General features: G+C 72.4%; 15 protein-coding genes. 11 read left to right on the top strand and 4 right to left on the bottom strand.

The window, feature by feature from the left end; translation table 11 throughout:
- Positions 1 to 229: 229 nt before the first annotated feature.
- The gene (locus tag ACZ6SQ_RS21775; RefSeq protein ID WP_469564521.1) at positions 230 to 688 is read right to left on the bottom strand and encodes an ATP-binding protein; all 459 of its coding nucleotides are present in this window, start codon (positions 686 to 688) and stop codon (positions 230 to 232) included.
- Positions 689 to 901: 213 nt separating this feature from the next.
- On the opposite strand from ACZ6SQ_RS21775, the gene ACZ6SQ_RS21770 reads away from it, so the two are divergent.
- Positions 902 to 1,771 carry a helix-turn-helix domain-containing protein gene (locus ACZ6SQ_RS21770; protein WP_469564518.1) on the top strand — a complete coding sequence of 290 codons (870 nt, stop codon included), beginning with the start codon at positions 902 to 904 and terminating at the stop codon, positions 1,769 to 1,771.
- Between the two features lie 9 nt (positions 1,772 to 1,780).
- Positions 1,781 to 1,990, top strand: coding sequence for a DUF397 domain-containing protein (locus ACZ6SQ_RS21765; protein ID WP_469564514.1), 210 nt, complete (start codon positions 1,781 to 1,783; stop codon positions 1,988 to 1,990).
- 75 nt (positions 1,991 to 2,065) lie between these two features.
- Here ACZ6SQ_RS21765 and ACZ6SQ_RS21760 read toward each other — a convergent pair whose 3' ends face one another.
- A complete protein-coding gene (locus ACZ6SQ_RS21760; RefSeq protein WP_469564511.1) occupies positions 2,066 to 3,193 on the bottom strand; it encodes an 8-amino-7-oxononanoate synthase in 1,128 nt (375 codons plus the stop codon).
- Positions 3,194 to 3,340: 147 nt separating this feature from the next.
- Here ACZ6SQ_RS21760 and bioB point away from each other — a divergent pair, with 147 nt between their 5' ends.
- The 4 genes from bioB (at position 3,341) to ACZ6SQ_RS21740 (ending at position 7,467) form a co-directional block, all read left to right on the top strand.
- Positions 3,341 to 4,591, top strand: coding sequence for a biotin synthase BioB (gene bioB, locus ACZ6SQ_RS21755; RefSeq protein ID WP_469564508.1), 1,251 nt, complete (start codon positions 3,341 to 3,343; stop codon positions 4,589 to 4,591).
- Positions 4,584 to 5,864, top strand: coding sequence for an adenosylmethionine--8-amino-7-oxononanoate transaminase (locus tag ACZ6SQ_RS21750; RefSeq protein ID WP_469564505.1), 1,281 nt, complete (start codon positions 4,584 to 4,586; stop codon positions 5,862 to 5,864). The genes bioB and ACZ6SQ_RS21750 overlap by 8 nt, the downstream gene beginning before the upstream one ends.
- A gap of 49 nt (positions 5,865 to 5,913) precedes the next feature.
- Positions 5,914 to 6,624: a dethiobiotin synthase gene (gene bioD, locus ACZ6SQ_RS21745; protein WP_469564855.1), complete on the top strand. Its 711-nt coding sequence runs from the start codon at positions 5,914 to 5,916 to the stop codon at positions 6,622 to 6,624.
- Between the two features lie 156 nt (positions 6,625 to 6,780).
- A complete protein-coding gene (locus ACZ6SQ_RS21740; protein WP_469564502.1) occupies positions 6,781 to 7,467 on the top strand; it encodes a class I SAM-dependent methyltransferase in 687 nt (228 codons plus the stop codon).
- A gap of 25 nt (positions 7,468 to 7,492) precedes the next feature.
- On the opposite strand, the gene ACZ6SQ_RS21735 is transcribed toward ACZ6SQ_RS21740, so the two are convergent.
- On the bottom strand, positions 7,493 to 7,867 hold the full coding sequence (locus tag ACZ6SQ_RS21735; protein WP_386379620.1) for a fic family toxin-antitoxin system, toxin component: 375 nt from the start codon (positions 7,865 to 7,867) through the stop codon (positions 7,493 to 7,495).
- Between the two features lie 4 nt (positions 7,868 to 7,871).
- Positions 7,872 to 8,102: a toxin-antitoxin system HicB family antitoxin gene (locus ACZ6SQ_RS21730; RefSeq protein WP_386379621.1), complete on the bottom strand. Its 231-nt coding sequence runs from the start codon at positions 8,100 to 8,102 to the stop codon at positions 7,872 to 7,874.
- A gap of 286 nt (positions 8,103 to 8,388) precedes the next feature.
- On the opposite strand from ACZ6SQ_RS21730, the gene ACZ6SQ_RS21725 reads away from it, so the two are divergent.
- From ACZ6SQ_RS21725 to ACZ6SQ_RS21705, 5 genes are all read left to right on the top strand, one after another.
- Positions 8,389 to 9,318 carry an ABC transporter ATP-binding protein gene (locus ACZ6SQ_RS21725; protein WP_469564499.1) on the top strand — a complete coding sequence of 310 codons (930 nt, stop codon included), beginning with the start codon at positions 8,389 to 8,391 and terminating at the stop codon, positions 9,316 to 9,318.
- Between the two features lie 5 nt (positions 9,319 to 9,323).
- Positions 9,324 to 11,894 (top strand): ABC transporter permease, encoded by a 2,571-nt coding sequence (locus ACZ6SQ_RS21720; protein WP_469564496.1) that lies wholly within the window; start codon positions 9,324 to 9,326, stop codon positions 11,892 to 11,894.
- Between the two features lie 117 nt (positions 11,895 to 12,011).
- Positions 12,012 to 12,440 (top strand): GNAT family N-acetyltransferase, encoded by a 429-nt coding sequence (locus ACZ6SQ_RS21715; protein WP_469564494.1) that lies wholly within the window; start codon positions 12,012 to 12,014, stop codon positions 12,438 to 12,440.
- A 194-nt stretch (positions 12,441 to 12,634) separates the two neighbouring features.
- Positions 12,635 to 13,972, top strand: a complete 1,338-nt coding sequence (locus ACZ6SQ_RS21710) for a hemolysin family protein (protein WP_386379624.1) — start codon at positions 12,635 to 12,637, stop codon at positions 13,970 to 13,972.
- A complete protein-coding gene (locus ACZ6SQ_RS21705; protein ID WP_386379625.1) occupies positions 13,972 to 14,985 on the top strand; it encodes a hemolysin family protein in 1,014 nt (337 codons plus the stop codon). Before ACZ6SQ_RS21710 ends, ACZ6SQ_RS21705 begins: the two co-directional genes overlap by 1 nt.
- The last annotated feature ends 139 nt before the right edge of the window (positions 14,986 to 15,124 follow it).

Here is a 15,124-nt window from a genome sequence, read left to right as displayed (position 1 = left end):
GGCGTGGGTCCGTCCGGCGCGGGTTCGCCGGGGGCGGCCTGAGCGGCGTGGGTTCTTGCTCGCGTCTGCCGGCGGGCGTGTGTGGGGCTCGTGCGGGCCTGTTTGGGCTTGTCGCGCAGTTCCCCGCGCCCCTTTTCGAGGTTGGTTGGTCGCGCCGTTTCTCGGGCCCTGGCGGGGCGGTCGTGGCCGGCTTGTCGCGCAGTTCCCCGCGACCCCTTCCAACCCAGTGTCAGGGGTCGCTCTGGCCGGCTGTGGGGATCGGGTGGGCGGGGACGGTCCAGGGGAGTTCGATGGCGACCGTCTTGCCGCCCTCGCGTGTGGGGCGGACGCGGAGCCTGCCGCCGCATTCCGCCGTCAGCCAGCGGATGATGACCATGCCGCGGCCGTTGTCCTGCTGCACGGCGGCCGGGAGCCGTTTGGGGAATCTCGGGTGGCTGTCGGTGACACCGATGCGCAGATGTTCGTCACGCTCCAGGCGCATGTCCACCGTGAAGGTGGGTGACTGCCCGAAGGTGTGCTGTACGGCGTTGGTGGCGAGTTCGGAGACGATGATCCGGATGCTGTCGGCCGCGTCCGTGTCCGACGGCAGGCCCCACTCCGCCAGGGTGTCGAGGACGTACGCACGAGCCGCGGAGACCGAGGCGGGATCGCTCGGCAGAGTGACGGATGCTTCCAGGTGGTCTGCCATGGCGACGTCGTCCCTTTCCCACGGGACCGCGGTCCGACACGGATCGGATGGTTCGAGTACGGTCCCGGACTGGTGCTTCTCCGCCAGACTGCCACCAGTGCGCCGGTCATGGTGCCGAACCACCAAGATATGCATATATCTGTCGCTCGAAGCGGTGAACTCTGCGACGGCAGCACGTATTTGGGCGGCTCTTGAGGAGTAGGGAGTACTCCCATGCAGCACGGTCCCGCGGTGCGCCGCCGCAAACTCGGCGCCGAGCTGCGTGCCCTGCGCGCCCGGACGCGGCTCACCAGTGGTGAGGCGGCCCGTCTGGTGGGCTGGCACCAGTCGAAAGTGAGCCGGATCGAGACGGGCGCGAGTGGCGTGAAACCGGCCGACGTGCGGTTACTGCTGGACGCCTACGGTGTCTCGGATCCCGAGCTGCGCGAGCTGCTGCTTGCGTTGGCGGGCTCGGACGACGGGGTCGGCCGGCACCACTGGTGGCACGCCTACCGCGGGGTGCTGCCGCCCGCGTACCGGGACTTCATCAGCCTGGAGTCGCAGGCCAGTGCGATGCGCACGCTGGAGACCTCGGTCGTGCCCGGGCTGCTCCAGACGCCGGAGTACGCCCGCGCGGTGACCGGCGCCGCGGTCGGTGACCTGCGCGGCGAGCCCGACGACCGGCTGGACGCGCTGGTGCAGGTACGGCTGGCCCGGCAGGACGTGCTGCGGGCGCGGCCACCGCTGGAGCTGACCGCGGTGCTGGACGAGGCCGTGCTGCGCCGGGAGGTGGGCGGGCCCGAGGTGATGGAACGGCAGTTGCGGAGCCTGCTGGAGGCGGCTCGGCTGCCGCAGGTGCGCATCCAGGTGCTGCCGTTCTCGGCCGGGGCGCATATCGGCATCTCCGGGCCTTTCGTTATCTTCTCATTTCCGCGCACTTCTGATCTGGACGTGGTTGTTCTCGACCATATGACGAGTAGCCTCTACCTCGAACGGAAAGAAGACCTCGAGGCCTACGTCGAGGCCTTCAACAGCCTTCAGATGCACGCTCTTTCACCTGAGGACTCGCTGGATTACATCGCCACCACAGTCGACGGCGCGTAAGGAGGCACCATGACCGCACTGCCTCGCGATTTACCCTCCCGCACCCCACCGAACAGCGCACAGTGGCTGCGCAGCAGCTACAGCACCGGAGCCAACAACTGCGTCGAGACGGCCCGTATGAGCGGACGTCTCGCCGTGCGCGACTCCAAGGATCCGGACGGACCCGCGCTGCTCTTCTCCCCCGAGAGCTGGGCGGGTTTCACGGCCGCGTTCCACTGACAGTTTTCGACCGAATCTGAAAACGCTCAGTTCTGAATACGCATCGGTTCCGAAACACGGCCGTGTCACGCCGACTTACGGTCGCGTCTCGCCGATCACCCGTACAGCGCGTTCGATCTGTTCCCCGGAGAGGTCCGCCCGGGCGGTCAGCCGCAGCCGGGAGATGCCGTCGGGCACGGAAGGAGGCCTGAAGCAGCCCACGGCCAGCCCGGCCGAGCGGCAGTCGGCCGCCCACTGGAGGGCCTCCTCCGGGGACGGAGCCCGCACCGAGACCACGGCCGCGTCCGGCCGTACCGCCTGATGTCCCTCCGCGGTGAGCCGGGCGTACAGCTCGGCCGCCACCTCGCGGGCCCGCGCCGCGCGCTCGGGCTCGCCCCGCAGCAGTCGCAGGGCGGCGAGCGCCGCGCCCGCGGCGGCCGGGGCGAGACCGGTGTCGAAGATGAAGGTGCGGCCGACGTTGACCAGGTGGTCGATGACCCGCGCGGGCCCCAGCACCGCGCCGCCCTGGCTGCCCAGCGACTTCGACAGGGTCACCGTGGCCACGACGTCGTCGGCGCCCGCGAGCCCCACCGCGTAGGGCGCGCCGCGCCCGCCGTCGCCGAGGACGCCGAGTCCGTGCGCGTCGTCGACGACCAGCCCGGCGCCGTACTCCCGGCAGGCCTCGGCCAGAGCGGCCAGCGGGGCGGCGTCGCCGTCGACCGAGAAGACCGTGTCGGACACCACGATGGCCTGTTTGTCGTGGGTGGCGAGCGCCTTGCGGACCGCGTCCGGGTCGGCGTGCCCCACCACCTGTGTGGTGCCGCGGGCCAGACGGCAGCCGTCGATGAGGGAGGCGTGGTTGCCCTCGTCGGCGACGATCAGCGCGCGCAGCGGGCCGAGCCCGGTGACCGCTGCGAGGTTGGCCGCGTAACCGGAGGAGAAGACCAGGGCCGCCTCGAAGCCGCAGAAGTCCGCCAGCTCGCGCTCCAGCTCACCGTGCAGCTCGGTGGTGCCGGTGACCAGCCGTGAGCCGGTCGCCCCGCCGCCCCACCTCGCGGCGGCCCGCGCCGCGCCGTCGGTGACCTCCGGATGGCGGGTCAGACCCAGGTAGTCGTTGCTCGCGAGGTCCAGCAGGGGTGAGTCGGCCGGGCGGGGGCGCAGGGTCCGGACGAGTCCGCGACGGCGCCTGATCCGCGCCTGGTCGTCGATCCACCCGAACGCCATGGGTCCTCCGGAGTATTTGTAGGCAGCGCACAGACCCTAGCTGCACGGACAGCCGCCCAGTGTGTGGCAATACCCACACGCCGACAGGGCTTCGTTGTACGAAGTCTCCTTGGCCCGGAGTGGGTCCGTACGTCAGGATCGGATCTCATGGATCTGCTGAATACGCTGGTGGACAAGGGGCTTCGGCGCGAGCTGCCGACCCGCGAGGAAGCGCTCGCCGTACTGGCCACGTCGGACGAGGAACTGCTCGACGTGGTGGCTGCGGCCGGCAAGGTGCGCCGCCATTGGTTCGGGCGGCGCGTGAAGCTCAACTACCTGGTCAACCTGAAGTCCGGACTGTGTCCCGAGGACTGCTCCTACTGCTCCCAGCGGCTCGGCTCCAAGGCCGAGATCCTGAAGTACACCTGGCTCAAGCCCGACGAGGCCTCCCAGGCGGCCGCGGCCGGTCTCGCCGGCGGTGCCAAGCGGGTCTGCCTGGTGGCCAGCGGGCGCGGTCCGACGGACCGTGACGTGGACCGGGTGTCCGAGACGATCAAGACGATCAAGGACCAGAACGAGGGCGTCGAGGTGTGTGCCTGCCTCGGTCTGCTCTCCGACGGACAGGCCGAGCGGCTGCGCGAGGCGGGCGCCGACGCCTACAACCACAACCTCAACACGTCCGAGGAGACGTACGGGGAGATCACCACCACCCACACCTACGCCGACCGCGTCGACACCGTGCAGAAGGCGCACTCGGCGGGCCTGTCGGCCTGCTCGGGCCTGATCGCGGGCATGGGCGAGACCGACGAGGACCTGGTCGACGTCGTGTACTCGCTGCGCGAGCTGGACCCGGACTCGGTGCCGGTCAACTTCCTGATCCCGTTCGAGGGCACGCCGCTGGCCAAGGAGTGGAACCTCACCCCGCAGCGCTGCCTCCGCATCCTCGCGATGGTCCGGTTCGTCTGCCCGGACGTGGAGGTCCGGATCGCGGGCGGCCGTGAGGTGCACCTGCGTTCGATGCAGCCGCTCGCGCTGAACCTGGCCAACTCGATCTTCCTGGGCGACTACCTCACCAGCGAGGGCCAGGCGGGCAAGGCCGACCTGGACATGATCGCCGACGCCGGCTTCGAGGTGGAGGGCGCCGGTGAGGTGACCCTGCCGGAGCACCGCGCGAGCGCCGGGGGCTGCGGCTCCCACGCCGCGGCGGGCGGCTGCGGCTCCCACGAGGGCGGCGGCTGCGGCTCGCACGAGTCGGCGGGCGGCTGCGGCTCCCACGAGGGCGGCGGCGTGTGCGGTACGGCGGCCCCGGCGGCTTCGGCGGCCGCCTCGTCTTCGGCTGCCCCGGCCAACGAGCCGCGCCCCGACCTGGTCGCGGTCCGCCGCCGTGGCGCGGGAACGGACCTCGCGCCCAATGCCTGAGCTGAGCGTGCCGCAGCTGCTGGACCTGGACCAGCGGCACGTCTGGCATCCGTACGGCCCGATGCCCGGCCGGGCGCGGCCGCTCGTCGTGGAGTCGGCGAGCGGTGTCCGGCTGCGGCTCGCCGACGGCACGGGTGAGCTGGTGGACGGCATGTCGTCCTGGTGGGCGGCGATCCACGGCTACCGTCATCCGGTGCTGGACGAGGCCGTGCAGGGCCAGCTCGGGCGGATGAGCCATGTGATGTTCGGCGGGCTCACCCATGAGCCCGCCGTAGGTCTGGCGAAGCGTCTTGTCGACATGTCACCCGAGGGTCTGGAGCATGTGTTCCTCTCCGACTCCGGTTCGGTGGCGGTCGAGGTCTCGGTCAAGATGTGCCTTCAGTACTGGCGCTCGCTGGGCCGCCCCGAGAAGCGGCGCCTGCTGACCTGGCGGGGCGGCTACCACGGGGACACCTGGCAGCCGATGGCCGTGTGCGACCCCGACGGCGGCATGCACTCCCTGTGGAGCGGCGTCCTGCCCCACCAGGTGTTCGTGGACGCGCCGCCCGTCGGGTACGAGGAGGCGTACGCCGACCTGCTGCGCTCGGCGATCGCGGAGCACGCGGGCGAACTGGCGGCGGTGATCGTCGAGCCGGTGGTGCAGGGCGCGGGCGGGATGCGCTTCCACTCCCCCGCCTATCTGCGGGTGCTGCGCGAGGTGTGCGACGCGCACGACGTGCTGCTGGTGTTCGACGAGATCGCGACCGGGTTCGGCCGCACCGGCGCGCTGTTCGCGGCAGACCACGCGGCCGTGACCCCGGATGTGATGTGCCTGGGCAAGGCGCTGACCGGCGGTTATCTCAGCATGGCGGCCACGCTGTGCACCCCTCGGGTGGCCGACGGGATCTCGCAGGGCGAGGTGCCGGTGCTGGCGCACGGACCGACCTTCATGGGCAATCCGCTCGCCTCCGCGGTGGCCTGCGCCTCGCTGGACCTGCTGCTCGGGCAGGACTGGCAGTCGGAGGTCAAGCGGATCGAGGCCGGTCTGCGCGAGGGCCTGGCCCCGGCGGCCGAGCTGCCGGGCGTGCGGGACGTGCGGGTGCTGGGCGCGATCGGCGTGGTCCAGCTCGACCATCCGGTCGACATGGAGAAGGCGACCGCGGCCGCGGTGCGCGAGGGCGTGTGGCTGCGGCCGTTCCGCGATCTGATCTACACGATGCCGCCGTACGTCACCGGTGACGAGGACGTGGCGCGGATCGCGCGCGCGGTGCGGGCCGCCGCGCACGAGGGATGAGCCGGCCGGCGGACGCCGGCCGGTGGCGAGGACGAACGGGAAGGACGACATGCCGGTCCTGGTGATCACGGGCACGGGCACGGAGGTCGGCAAGACGGTCACGACCGCCGCGGTGGCCGCCGCGGCGCTCGCGGCCGGCCGCTCCGTCGCGGTGCTCAAGCCCGCGCAGACGGGCGTACGGCCGGACGAGCGCGGTGACGCCGAGGAGGTCGCGCGGCTGGCGGGCGAGGTGACGAGGGCCGAACTCGCGCGCTACCCGGAGCCGCTGGCCCCGGGCACGGCCGCGCGCCGGTCGGGGCTCCCCGCGGTGCGGCCGCACGACATCGCCGGGGCCGCGGCGACACTGGCCAAGGAGCACGACCTGGTGCTGGTGGAGGGCGCGGGCGGACTGCTGGTCCGCTTCGACGAGGAGGGCGCCACCCTCGCCGACGTGGCCGAACTGCTCGGCGCGCCGGTCCTGCTGGTCGCCTCGGCCGGCCTGGGCACACTGAACACCACCGAGCTGACGGCCCGTGAACTGCGCCGCCGCGGTCTCGACCTGGCCGGTGTGGTCATCGGCAGCTGGCCCGCCGAGCCCGACCTGGCCTCGCGCTGCAACGTGGCGGATCTGCCGGAGGTGGCCGCAGCCCCGCTGCTGGGCGCGCTGCCGGAGGGCGCCGGGGCGCTGGAACCGGCCCGGTTCCGCGCCGAGGCTCCGGGCTGGCTCGCGGCCCGCCTGGACGGTGTCTGGGACGCGACGGCGTTCGGCACGGACGTCTGAGGCCAGGGCCCTTCCGGCGCGTCTCCGATGCTCCGGCTGCAAGGCCCCTTCCGGCGTGTCTCCGACGTCACGGGGATCCGCCGGAAGGGCCCTGGGGTGCGCGGCGGCCCGCCGGGGCAGAATCCCGGTGAGGCCCGTCCTGAGATGGAGGTCCCCATGCCGCTGTGGCCGGCCGTGACCCGCAGGTCCGAGCGCGATCCCGTGCACCACCCGCTGTTCGCCCGGTACTACGCCCGGGTCAGCGTGGCCGCCGAGTCCCGGATGGGCATGGCCCGGGTACGCCGGCGGCTGCTGGCCGGGCTGTCCGGACGGGTGCTGGAGGTGGGCGCGGGCAACGGGCTGAACTTCACCCACTATCCGGGCACCGTCTCGGAGGTCGTCGCCATCGAGCCGGAGCGCACCCTGCGCGTGCTGGCCGTGGAGGCCGCGGTGCGCGCCGACGTACCCGTCGACGTGGTGCCGGGCGCGGCGGAGGCCCTGCCGGTCAAGAGCGAGGCCTATGACGCGGTTGTGCTGTCCCTGGTCATGTGCAGTGTGCGCGATGTGCCGAGGGCGCTGGCCGAGGTGCGGCGGGTGCTCAGGCCGGGCGGTCAGGTGCGGTTCTTCGAGCACGGCCGGGGCGGCGGACCGGCGATGCGGACGACGCAGCGTGTGCTGGACCGGACGGTGTGGCCGCGGCTGAGCGGCGGCTGCCATCTGTCGCGCGACCCGGTCGGCGCGCTGCGGGAGGCCGGTTTCGAGCTGGGGCCCTATCGCTCGATGCTGCTGCCGGAGACGGGACCGGCGCTGCCGCCCTCGTTCTGTGTGCTGGGCACCGCGTGGCGGCCGCCCGCCGAGGACTGAGCCGGGCCCGGTGCCGCGGCCGGCGTCACTCGCTCCACCGACGCAGTTCGCGCTCGATGTCCTGGACGGACGCGTCCCCGGTCTTGACCAGCCGCGCGAGGTCGCGCACCTGCTCGGGCGAGATGACGACCTTCAGCCCGCTGGCGACGAGGTAGGCGTAGGCGACGGCACAGGCGAACAGGGCGTTGGAGCGCTCCAGCGCCGGGATGTGGATCAGGAGCTGGAGCAGCGCGGCCGCGCGCGCGTGCGGGGTGTCGTAGACCGGTACGTCGAAGATCTCGGCCCGGTGGCGTGCGACGGCGGCGACGAGCGCGCCCCAGTCGGTGACCTGGGGGTCCCCGGGGGTGTTCTGCTCGGCGAGCATCAGCAGCCAGGCGAGGTCGATCCTGAGGTCGCTCAACGGCTCAGGGTCGGCCTTCGCGCTTCCCTTCGCCGAACTCCTCGGCGAAGACGGACTCGTAGCTCTTCATGAAGTCGGCGGCGGCCTCCACGAAGGTGTGGCCCACCTCGCCGGTGTCCTGCCGGACCAGTTCCTCGATGTACCGGTTGACGCTCATGCCGCGGGCCAGGGCGCGTTCGCGCGCCGCGCGGGCCGTGCCCTCGTCCACGCGGACGTTCAGCTGGGTCTTCGCCATAGCTCGAAGCTAGCGCCGATGCGCTAGCGCGGGCAAGGGGCGCCTTCGGGGCGCAGGGTGCGCGGCGGGGCGCACGGCGGGTCCGCGGCAGGGGCACGACGGGGCCGCGGCGCGGCGGAGGCCCTGATACGAACCAGCGACCGGTGCCCCTTACACATGTCCTGGCGATCCCGTACCTGGGAGGGAGGGACGGCCTGGACCCGAGAGGGATACCCGGTGTGCCCCGGCTCACACTAGGCTCGCCTCGACAAGGGAGTGCCCTATGTCCACTTCCGAGGAGGCGGCCTTGTCCACATCTGCTGCGGAGCACGCCCCGGGCCGTGCGGGGGCCGACTCCGTCGCCGCGCGCGCCCGCGCTCTCACCAAGGCGTACGGCTCGGGAGAGACGGCCGTGCTCGCGCTGGACTCGGTGGACGTGGACATCGCCCGCGGCCGGTTCACCGCGGTCATGGGCCCGTCCGGCTCGGGGAAGTCCACGCTGATGCACTGTCTGGCGGGGCTGGACGCCGTCTCGGCCGGACAAGTCTGGCTCGGCGACACCGAGATCACCGGGCTGCGGGACCGTGAGCTGACCCGGCTGCGCCGGGACCGGATCGGCTTCATGTTCCAGTCGTTCAACCTGATCCCCACGCTGAACGCGCTGGAGAACATCACCCTTCCGATGGACATCGCCGGGCAGAAGCCGGACCCGGAGTGGCTGGACCAGGTGATCGACACCCTCGGGCTGCGCGCCCGGCTGAAGCACCGGCCCACGCAGTTGTCGGGCGGCCAGCAGCAGCGCGTGGCGTGCGCCCGGGCGCTGGCCTCCCGGCCCGAACTGATCTTCGCCGACGAGCCCACGGGCAACCTCGACTCCCGCGCGGGTCTGGAGGTGCTGGGCTTTCTGCGGGAGGCGGTCGACACGCTCGGGCAGACCGTGGTGATGGTGACCCACGACCCGGGCGCCGCGGCCCACTCGGACCTGGTCCTGTTCCTCGCGGACGGCCGGATCGTGGACGAGATCGAGCGGCCCAGCGCGGACGCGGTGCTGGAACGGATGAAGCGCTTCGACGTGGTCCGCGGGCAGGCGGAGAGCGCTCCGGGCACGGCGACCGCGGCTGCCACGTCCGGCGACGGTTCCGACGGTCTTGCGGACGGCTCCGGCGGTCCGGCTGACGGCTCCGGCGGTCCCGGCTCACCCGCCGATGACGGCGGGCGCGCCGCCGAGGAGGCCTGAGACCTGTGCTCAAGGCGACCCTCCGCAGCTTCCTGGCCCACAAGGGACGGCTGCTGCTGTCCGCGCTGGCCGTCGTGCTGTCCGTCGCGTTCGTCGCGGGCAGCCTGATCTTCTCCGACACGGTCAGCCGCACCTTCGACCGGCTGTTCGCCTCCACGGCCGCCGATGTGACGGTCAGTCCGGCCGAGACGCTCGACGAGGCCGTGCCCACGGGCTTCACCCCGACCCTCCCGGCCGCGCTCGCCGACCGGATCGCTCAGGTCAGCGGCGTCGCCGAGGCGCGCGTGGACGTGGACGTCGCGGGCATCACCGTCGTCGACGAGAACAACGACTCGGTCGGCCCGACCACCGGCGCCCCCACCATCGGCACCGGCTGGAACCCCACGAAGCGCAGCCCCGTCGAACTCACCTCGGGCCGCGCGCCGCAGGGCCCCGCCGAGGCGCTGCTGGACTCCGAGACCGCCGACCGCAAGGACCTCGGCATCGGCGACACGCTCAAGGTGATCGCCGCGCCCGGGTCCTTCGACGTGAAGGTCGTCGGGATCGTCACCTTCACCACCACCAACCCCGGCGCCTCCCTGCTCTTCCTGGACCCGCCGGCCGCGCAGGCCGAGCTGCTCGGCGACCCGAAGGCCGCGACCAGCATCAACGTCGACGCGGCGGACGGGGTGAGCGACGCCGAGCTGAAGCGGCGGGTGGCGGCCGCGCTCGGCGACAGCGGCGCCTACACGCTGCGCACCGCCGACGAGCAGGCCGAGTCGGACGTGGAACAGCTCGGCGGCTTCCTGGACGTCATCAAGTACGTGATGCTCGGCTTCGCCGGGGTCGCCGTGCTGGTCGGCGTCTTCCTGATCGTCAACACCTTCTCGATGCTGATCGCGCAGCGCACGCGCGAGCTCGGACTGCTGCGCGCCCTGGGCGCAGACCGGCGTCAGGTGCGTCGTTCGGTGCTCACCGAGGCGCTGCTGCTCGGCCTGTTCGGCTCCACCCTGGGCCTCGCCGCCGGTATCGGCCTGGCGGCCGGGCTGATCGAGCTGATGGGCCTGCTCGGCATGAACATCAAGGCCACCGAGATGGTGGTCGGCTGGGTGACACCGGTCTCGGCGTACGTCGTCGGGGTGGGCGTCACCTTCGTCGCGGCCTACCTCCCGGCCCGCCGGGCGGCCCAGGTGTCCCCGATGGCCGCCCTCGCGGACGCGGAGATCGCCGGCGTGGGCAGGCCCATGCGGGTCCGAGCGGTGGTCGGTGTGGTCGTCGGGGCGGCCGGTGCGGCGGCGCTGGTGGGCTGTGCGACGGCGTCCGAGACCTCGTCGGCGGCGTCCCTGCTGGGCCTCGGTGTGGTGCTGACGCTGGTGGCCACCGTGATCGCGGGCCCGCTGCTGGTGCGTCCGGTGATCCGGGTGCTCGGCGCGGGCTTCCCGGCGCTGTTCGGCTCGGTCGGCCGGATGAGCCAGCGCAACGCCCTGCGCAACCCCCGCCGTACGGGCGCCACGGCGGCGGCCCTGATGGTGGGCCTCGCGCTGGTGGGCGGCATGTCCGTGGCGAGCGCCTCGATGACGCGGTCCTTCGACGAGCAGATCGACAAGACGCTGGGCGCGGACTTCGTCGTACAGAACGCCAACTTCGTGCCGTTCCCGGCCGAGGTGACCGACAGCATCCGCGACACCGAGGGCGTCGGCCAGGTGGTGCGCTCGCGGTTCACCCCGATCGCGGTACGGCTCCCCGACGACGACCGCGTCGAGACCACCGCGGTCGGCTACGACCCGCAGCTCGACGAGGTCGCCAACATCACCTACGCGCAGGGCGACACGGCGGCCGCGCTGGCCGACGGGCGCCTGGGCATGGACGTCGACTTCGCGCGCGAGCACGGCGTCCGCCTGGGCGACACCGTCCCCGTGGAGTTCCGCAGCGGGCGGACCGCCGAACTGACCGTGGGCGCGCTGACCGACCAGGAGTCCGCGGACGGCTTCGGCAACCAGGGCGGGATCTACTTCTCGCTGTCCACCCTGGAGCGGTACGCGCCGGGCGGCCAGGACTCCGTGGTCTACGTCAACGCCGCGGCCGGCACCGACGCCGACGCCCTGCGCGCGAACCTGGAGCGGACGCTGGACCCGTACCCGCAGGTCCAGGTGCGCGACCTCGCGGACTACAAGCAGCTGATCCACGATCAGATCGCGGTGCTCCTGTACCTCGTGTACGCGCTGCTGGGGCTGGCGATCGTCATCGCGGTGCTCGGCGTGGTCAACACGCTCGCCCTGTCGGTCGTGGAGCGCACCCGGGAGATCGGGCTCCTGCGGGCGATCGGGCTGGGGCGGCGCCAGTTGCGGCGGATGATCCGGCTGGAGTCCGTGGTCATCGCCGTGTTCGGCGCGCTGCTGGGACTCGCCCTGGGACTGGTGTGGGGCGTCTCGATGCAGCAGGTGCTGGCCCTTCAGGGCATGACCGCCCTGGCGATCCCGTGGAGCACGATAGTGGCGGTGGTGATCGGCTCGGCGGTCGTCGGCGTGGTGGCCGCGCTGCTGCCCGCCGCGCGGGCGTCGCGGATGAACGTGCTGGAGGCCATCGCGCACGAGTGAGCCCCGGAGGCCGAGGCTCCCCGCCGTTGGGTGCCGGCAGTCGGCATCGGGCGGGCCCGCTCGTCCCGCATGGTGGAATCCGCGGTCCGGCCCGGCCACGCGTGATGTGATCACCGCATGACCGACCTGCGGATACGGGCCGCGACGCCCGACGACCTGGACGCCGTCCTCGCCTTCTGGAAGACGGCCGCCGAGGGGACCAGCATCAGCGACGACCGGACCGGGGTGGAGCGGCTGGTGGAGCGCGACCCGGAGGCACTGCTGCTGGCCGAGCTGGACGGCGAGCTGGTGGGCACGGTGATCGCCGGTTTCGACGGCTGGCGCTGCCATCTCTACCGGCTCGCGGTGCACCCGGAGCGCCGTCGCCGCGGGATCGGCTCGGCCCTGCTCACGGCCGCCGAGGAGCGGTTCGCACGGCTGGGCGGGCGGCGCGGCGACGCGATGGTGCTGACCCGCAACGAACAGGCGCACCATGCCTGGCAGGCGGCGGGGTACACGCCCCAGGAGCAGTGGCGGCGCTGGGTGAAGCCCCTGGGACCCTCCTGACGGATCTCCGCGGCGTCGGAGCTCCATCGGACCGGCCCCGGCCGACCAACATGCTTTGCCGATCCTTTACCATTGGGGGATCGCATCCCGTCCTCCAATGAAAGGTGTGAGCGTCCGTCCATGGGCGAGCCTCCCAGTAGCCGACATCGCGCACTACCCGCCACCCTGTCCGATCATGGGACGGAGGTGACCCGATGACCGAAGTGCTCCTCCTGCTGGTGGCGATCCTGCTCTCGCTCGCCTGTGGCGCCTTCGTCGCGGCCGAGTTCTCCCTCACGACGGTGGAACGCGGCGACCTGGAGCAGGCCGCCGAGCGCGGCGAGCGCGGCGCGGCCGGCGCCCTCAAAGCCGTCCGGAACCTCACGTTCCAGCTCTCCGGCGCCCAGCTCGGCATCACCGTCACCAACCTGGTGGTCGGCATGCTCGCCGAGCCCTCCATCTCCCGGCTCATCGCCGGCCCGCTGGAGTCCCTCGGCATCTCCGAGTCGACCGCGTCGTCCCTGGCACTGGTGCTGGGCACGGCCCTGTCGACGGTGTTCCTGATGGTCGTGGGCGAGCTGGTGCCCAAGAACTGGGCGATCTCCTCGCCGCTGGCCGTGGCCAAGCGGGTGGGCAACGCCCAGCGGCTGTTCAGCTCCGCGTTCCGGCCCTTCATCGCGCATCTGAACAACACGGCGAACCGGGTGGTCCGCCGGTTCGGTCTGGAACCCGCCGAGGAGCTGGCCTCCGCGCGCGGACCGCAGGAACTGGCCGCGCTCGCCCGGCACTCCGCCCGCGAGGGCGCGCTGGAGGCGGACACGGCCGAGCTGTTCGTGCGGACCCTGAACCTGGCCGACCTGACCGCGGAGAACGTGATGACGCCGCGGGTGCAGGTCGTGGCCCTGGAAGTGCAGGCCACCTGCGAGGACGTCGCGAACGCCACGCGGGCGACGGGCCTGTCCCGCTTCCCGGTCTACCGCGGCAACCTCGACTCGGTGGTGGGCACCGCGCATATCAAGGACGTCCTGGCCGTGCCCGCCGAGCGGCGTGGCCGGGTCCGGGTCGCCGAGCTGATGCGCGAGCCGCTGCTGGTGCCGGAGTCCCTCACGGTCGACCGGCTGCTGGACCGGCTGTCCGGCAAGCGGACCATGGCGGTCGTCATCGACGAGTACGGCGGCACCGCGGGTGTCGCCACCCTGGAGGACATCGTCGAGGAGGTCGTCGGCGAGGTCCGCGACGAGCACGACCCGCACGAGACCCCCGACCTCGCCCCGGCGGGCACCGACGAGGACGGACAGGCCCTGTACTCCGCCGACGGCGCCGCCCGGATCGACCAGCTCGCACGGGTCGGCCTGCGTCCGCCCGACGGGCCGTACGAGACCCTGGCCGGCCTCGTCGCCACCGAACTGGGCCGTATCCCGGCCGAGGGCGACAGCGTGGTGGTGGGCGGCTGGCGTCTCGACGTGGTCGACGCGAGCGGCCGCAGAGCCGCCCGGGTGCTGCTGCACGCTCCGCTGGACGACGCCGTCGAGAACGAGGAAGGGGGCCGGTGATGGTCGCGGTACAGCTGTTGATCGGTCTGGCGACACTGGTCGTCAACGCCTTCTTCGTCGGCGCCGAGTTCGCGCTGATCTCCGTACGCCGCTCCCAGATCGAGCCGCACGCGGAGAACGGCGACCGGCGCGCCCGCAGTGTGCTGTGGGGGCTGGAGCATGTGTCCGCGCTGATGGCGGCCGCGCAGCTCGGCATCACGCTGTGCACCCTGGTGCTCGGTGTGGTGGCCGAACCGGCGATCGCGCATCTGCTGGAGCCGGTGTTCCACGGGCTGGGCGTGCCGTCCGGCGCCGGTCACGCGGTGTCGTTCGTGATCGCGCTGACCCTGGCGACGTATCTGCACATGCTGCTGGGCGAGATGGTGCCGAAGAACATCGCGCTCGCCGAGCCGGTGCGCAGCGCACTGGCGCTCGGTCCGCCCCTGGTGACGCTGGCCCGCGCGCTGCGGCCGGTGATCTTCGCGATCAATGCGTTCGCCAACGCGCTGCTGAAGCTGATGCGGATCGAGACCAAGGACGAGGTGACCGCGACCTTCTCGGACTCCGAGCTGGCCCGGCTGGTGCACGACTCCGGTGAGGCCGGGCTGATCGACGCCCGCGCCCGCGAGCGGCTGAACGACGCCCTCGAACTGGGCCGCAGGCCGGTGCGGGACGTCGTCGTGCCGCTGGAGCGAGTCGTCTACGCGCATGTGGGGGTCACCCCGGAGGAGCTGGAGCGGCTGTCGGCCGAGTCCGGGTACTCCCGGTTCCCGGTCGTGGACGAGAGCCGTCGCATCGCGGGCTATCTGCATGTGAAGGACGCGCTGGACGCCTCGCCCCGGGACGTCGCCTTCCGGCTGCGCGACATGCGGCCCATCGCCCGGGTGAAGGAGACCACCCCGCTGGACGACGTCCTCACCGCGATGCGCGGCAGCCGGACGCATCTGGCCGCCGCCCTCGGCGACGACGGCCGGCTGGCCGGGCTGGTGACGATGGAGGACGTGCTGCGGGAGCTGTTCGGACAGCAGGCCTGACCGGGGGCGCCGGCGTGACCGGCGCCCCCGCGCACCGGGGGGGGGGGGGGGGGGGGGGGGTGGTGGTTTTTGGGGGGGGCTCGGGGGGGGTTGTTGGGGGGGGGGCGGTGATGGTGTCTCGGGGGGGGTCAGTCATGTT

The sequence above is a fragment of the Streptomyces sp. NPDC048600 genome (assembly GCF_055587025.1).
The sequence above is the reverse complement of the archived record's forward strand: the minus strand, read 5'-3'. Positions and strand labels throughout refer to the sequence as shown.

Bases quoted from the DNA above. Each gene is read 5' to 3' on its own strand.
- bioB (WP_469564508.1), top strand. From the start codon at position 3,341: ATGGATCTGCTGAATACGCTGGTGGACAAGGGGCTTCGGCGCGAGCTG.
- ACZ6SQ_RS21775 (WP_469564521.1), bottom strand. From the start codon at position 688: ATGGCAGACCACCTGGAAGCATCCGTCACTCTGCCGAGCGATCCCGCC.
- ACZ6SQ_RS21740 (WP_469564502.1), top strand. From the start codon at position 6,781: ATGCCGCTGTGGCCGGCCGTGACCCGCAGGTCCGAGCGCGATCCCGTG.
- ACZ6SQ_RS21730 (WP_386379621.1), bottom strand. From the start codon at position 8,102: ATGGCGAAGACCCAGCTGAACGTCCGCGTGGACGAGGGCACGGCCCGC.
- ACZ6SQ_RS21750 (WP_469564505.1), top strand. From the start codon at position 4,584: ATGCCTGAGCTGAGCGTGCCGCAGCTGCTGGACCTGGACCAGCGGCAC.
- ACZ6SQ_RS21715 (WP_469564494.1), top strand. From the start codon at position 12,012: ATGACCGACCTGCGGATACGGGCCGCGACGCCCGACGACCTGGACGCC.
- ACZ6SQ_RS21770 (WP_469564518.1), top strand. From the start codon at position 902: ATGCAGCACGGTCCCGCGGTGCGCCGCCGCAAACTCGGCGCCGAGCTG.
- ACZ6SQ_RS21765 (WP_469564514.1), top strand. From the start codon at position 1,781: ATGACCGCACTGCCTCGCGATTTACCCTCCCGCACCCCACCGAACAGC.
- bioD (WP_469564855.1), top strand. From the start codon at position 5,914: ATGCCGGTCCTGGTGATCACGGGCACGGGCACGGAGGTCGGCAAGACG.
- ACZ6SQ_RS21710 (WP_386379624.1), top strand. From the start codon at position 12,635: ATGACCGAAGTGCTCCTCCTGCTGGTGGCGATCCTGCTCTCGCTCGCC.
- ACZ6SQ_RS21760 (WP_469564511.1), bottom strand. From the start codon at position 3,193: ATGGCGTTCGGGTGGATCGACGACCAGGCGCGGATCAGGCGCCGTCGC.
- ACZ6SQ_RS21705 (WP_386379625.1), top strand. From the start codon at position 13,972: ATGGTCGCGGTACAGCTGTTGATCGGTCTGGCGACACTGGTCGTCAAC.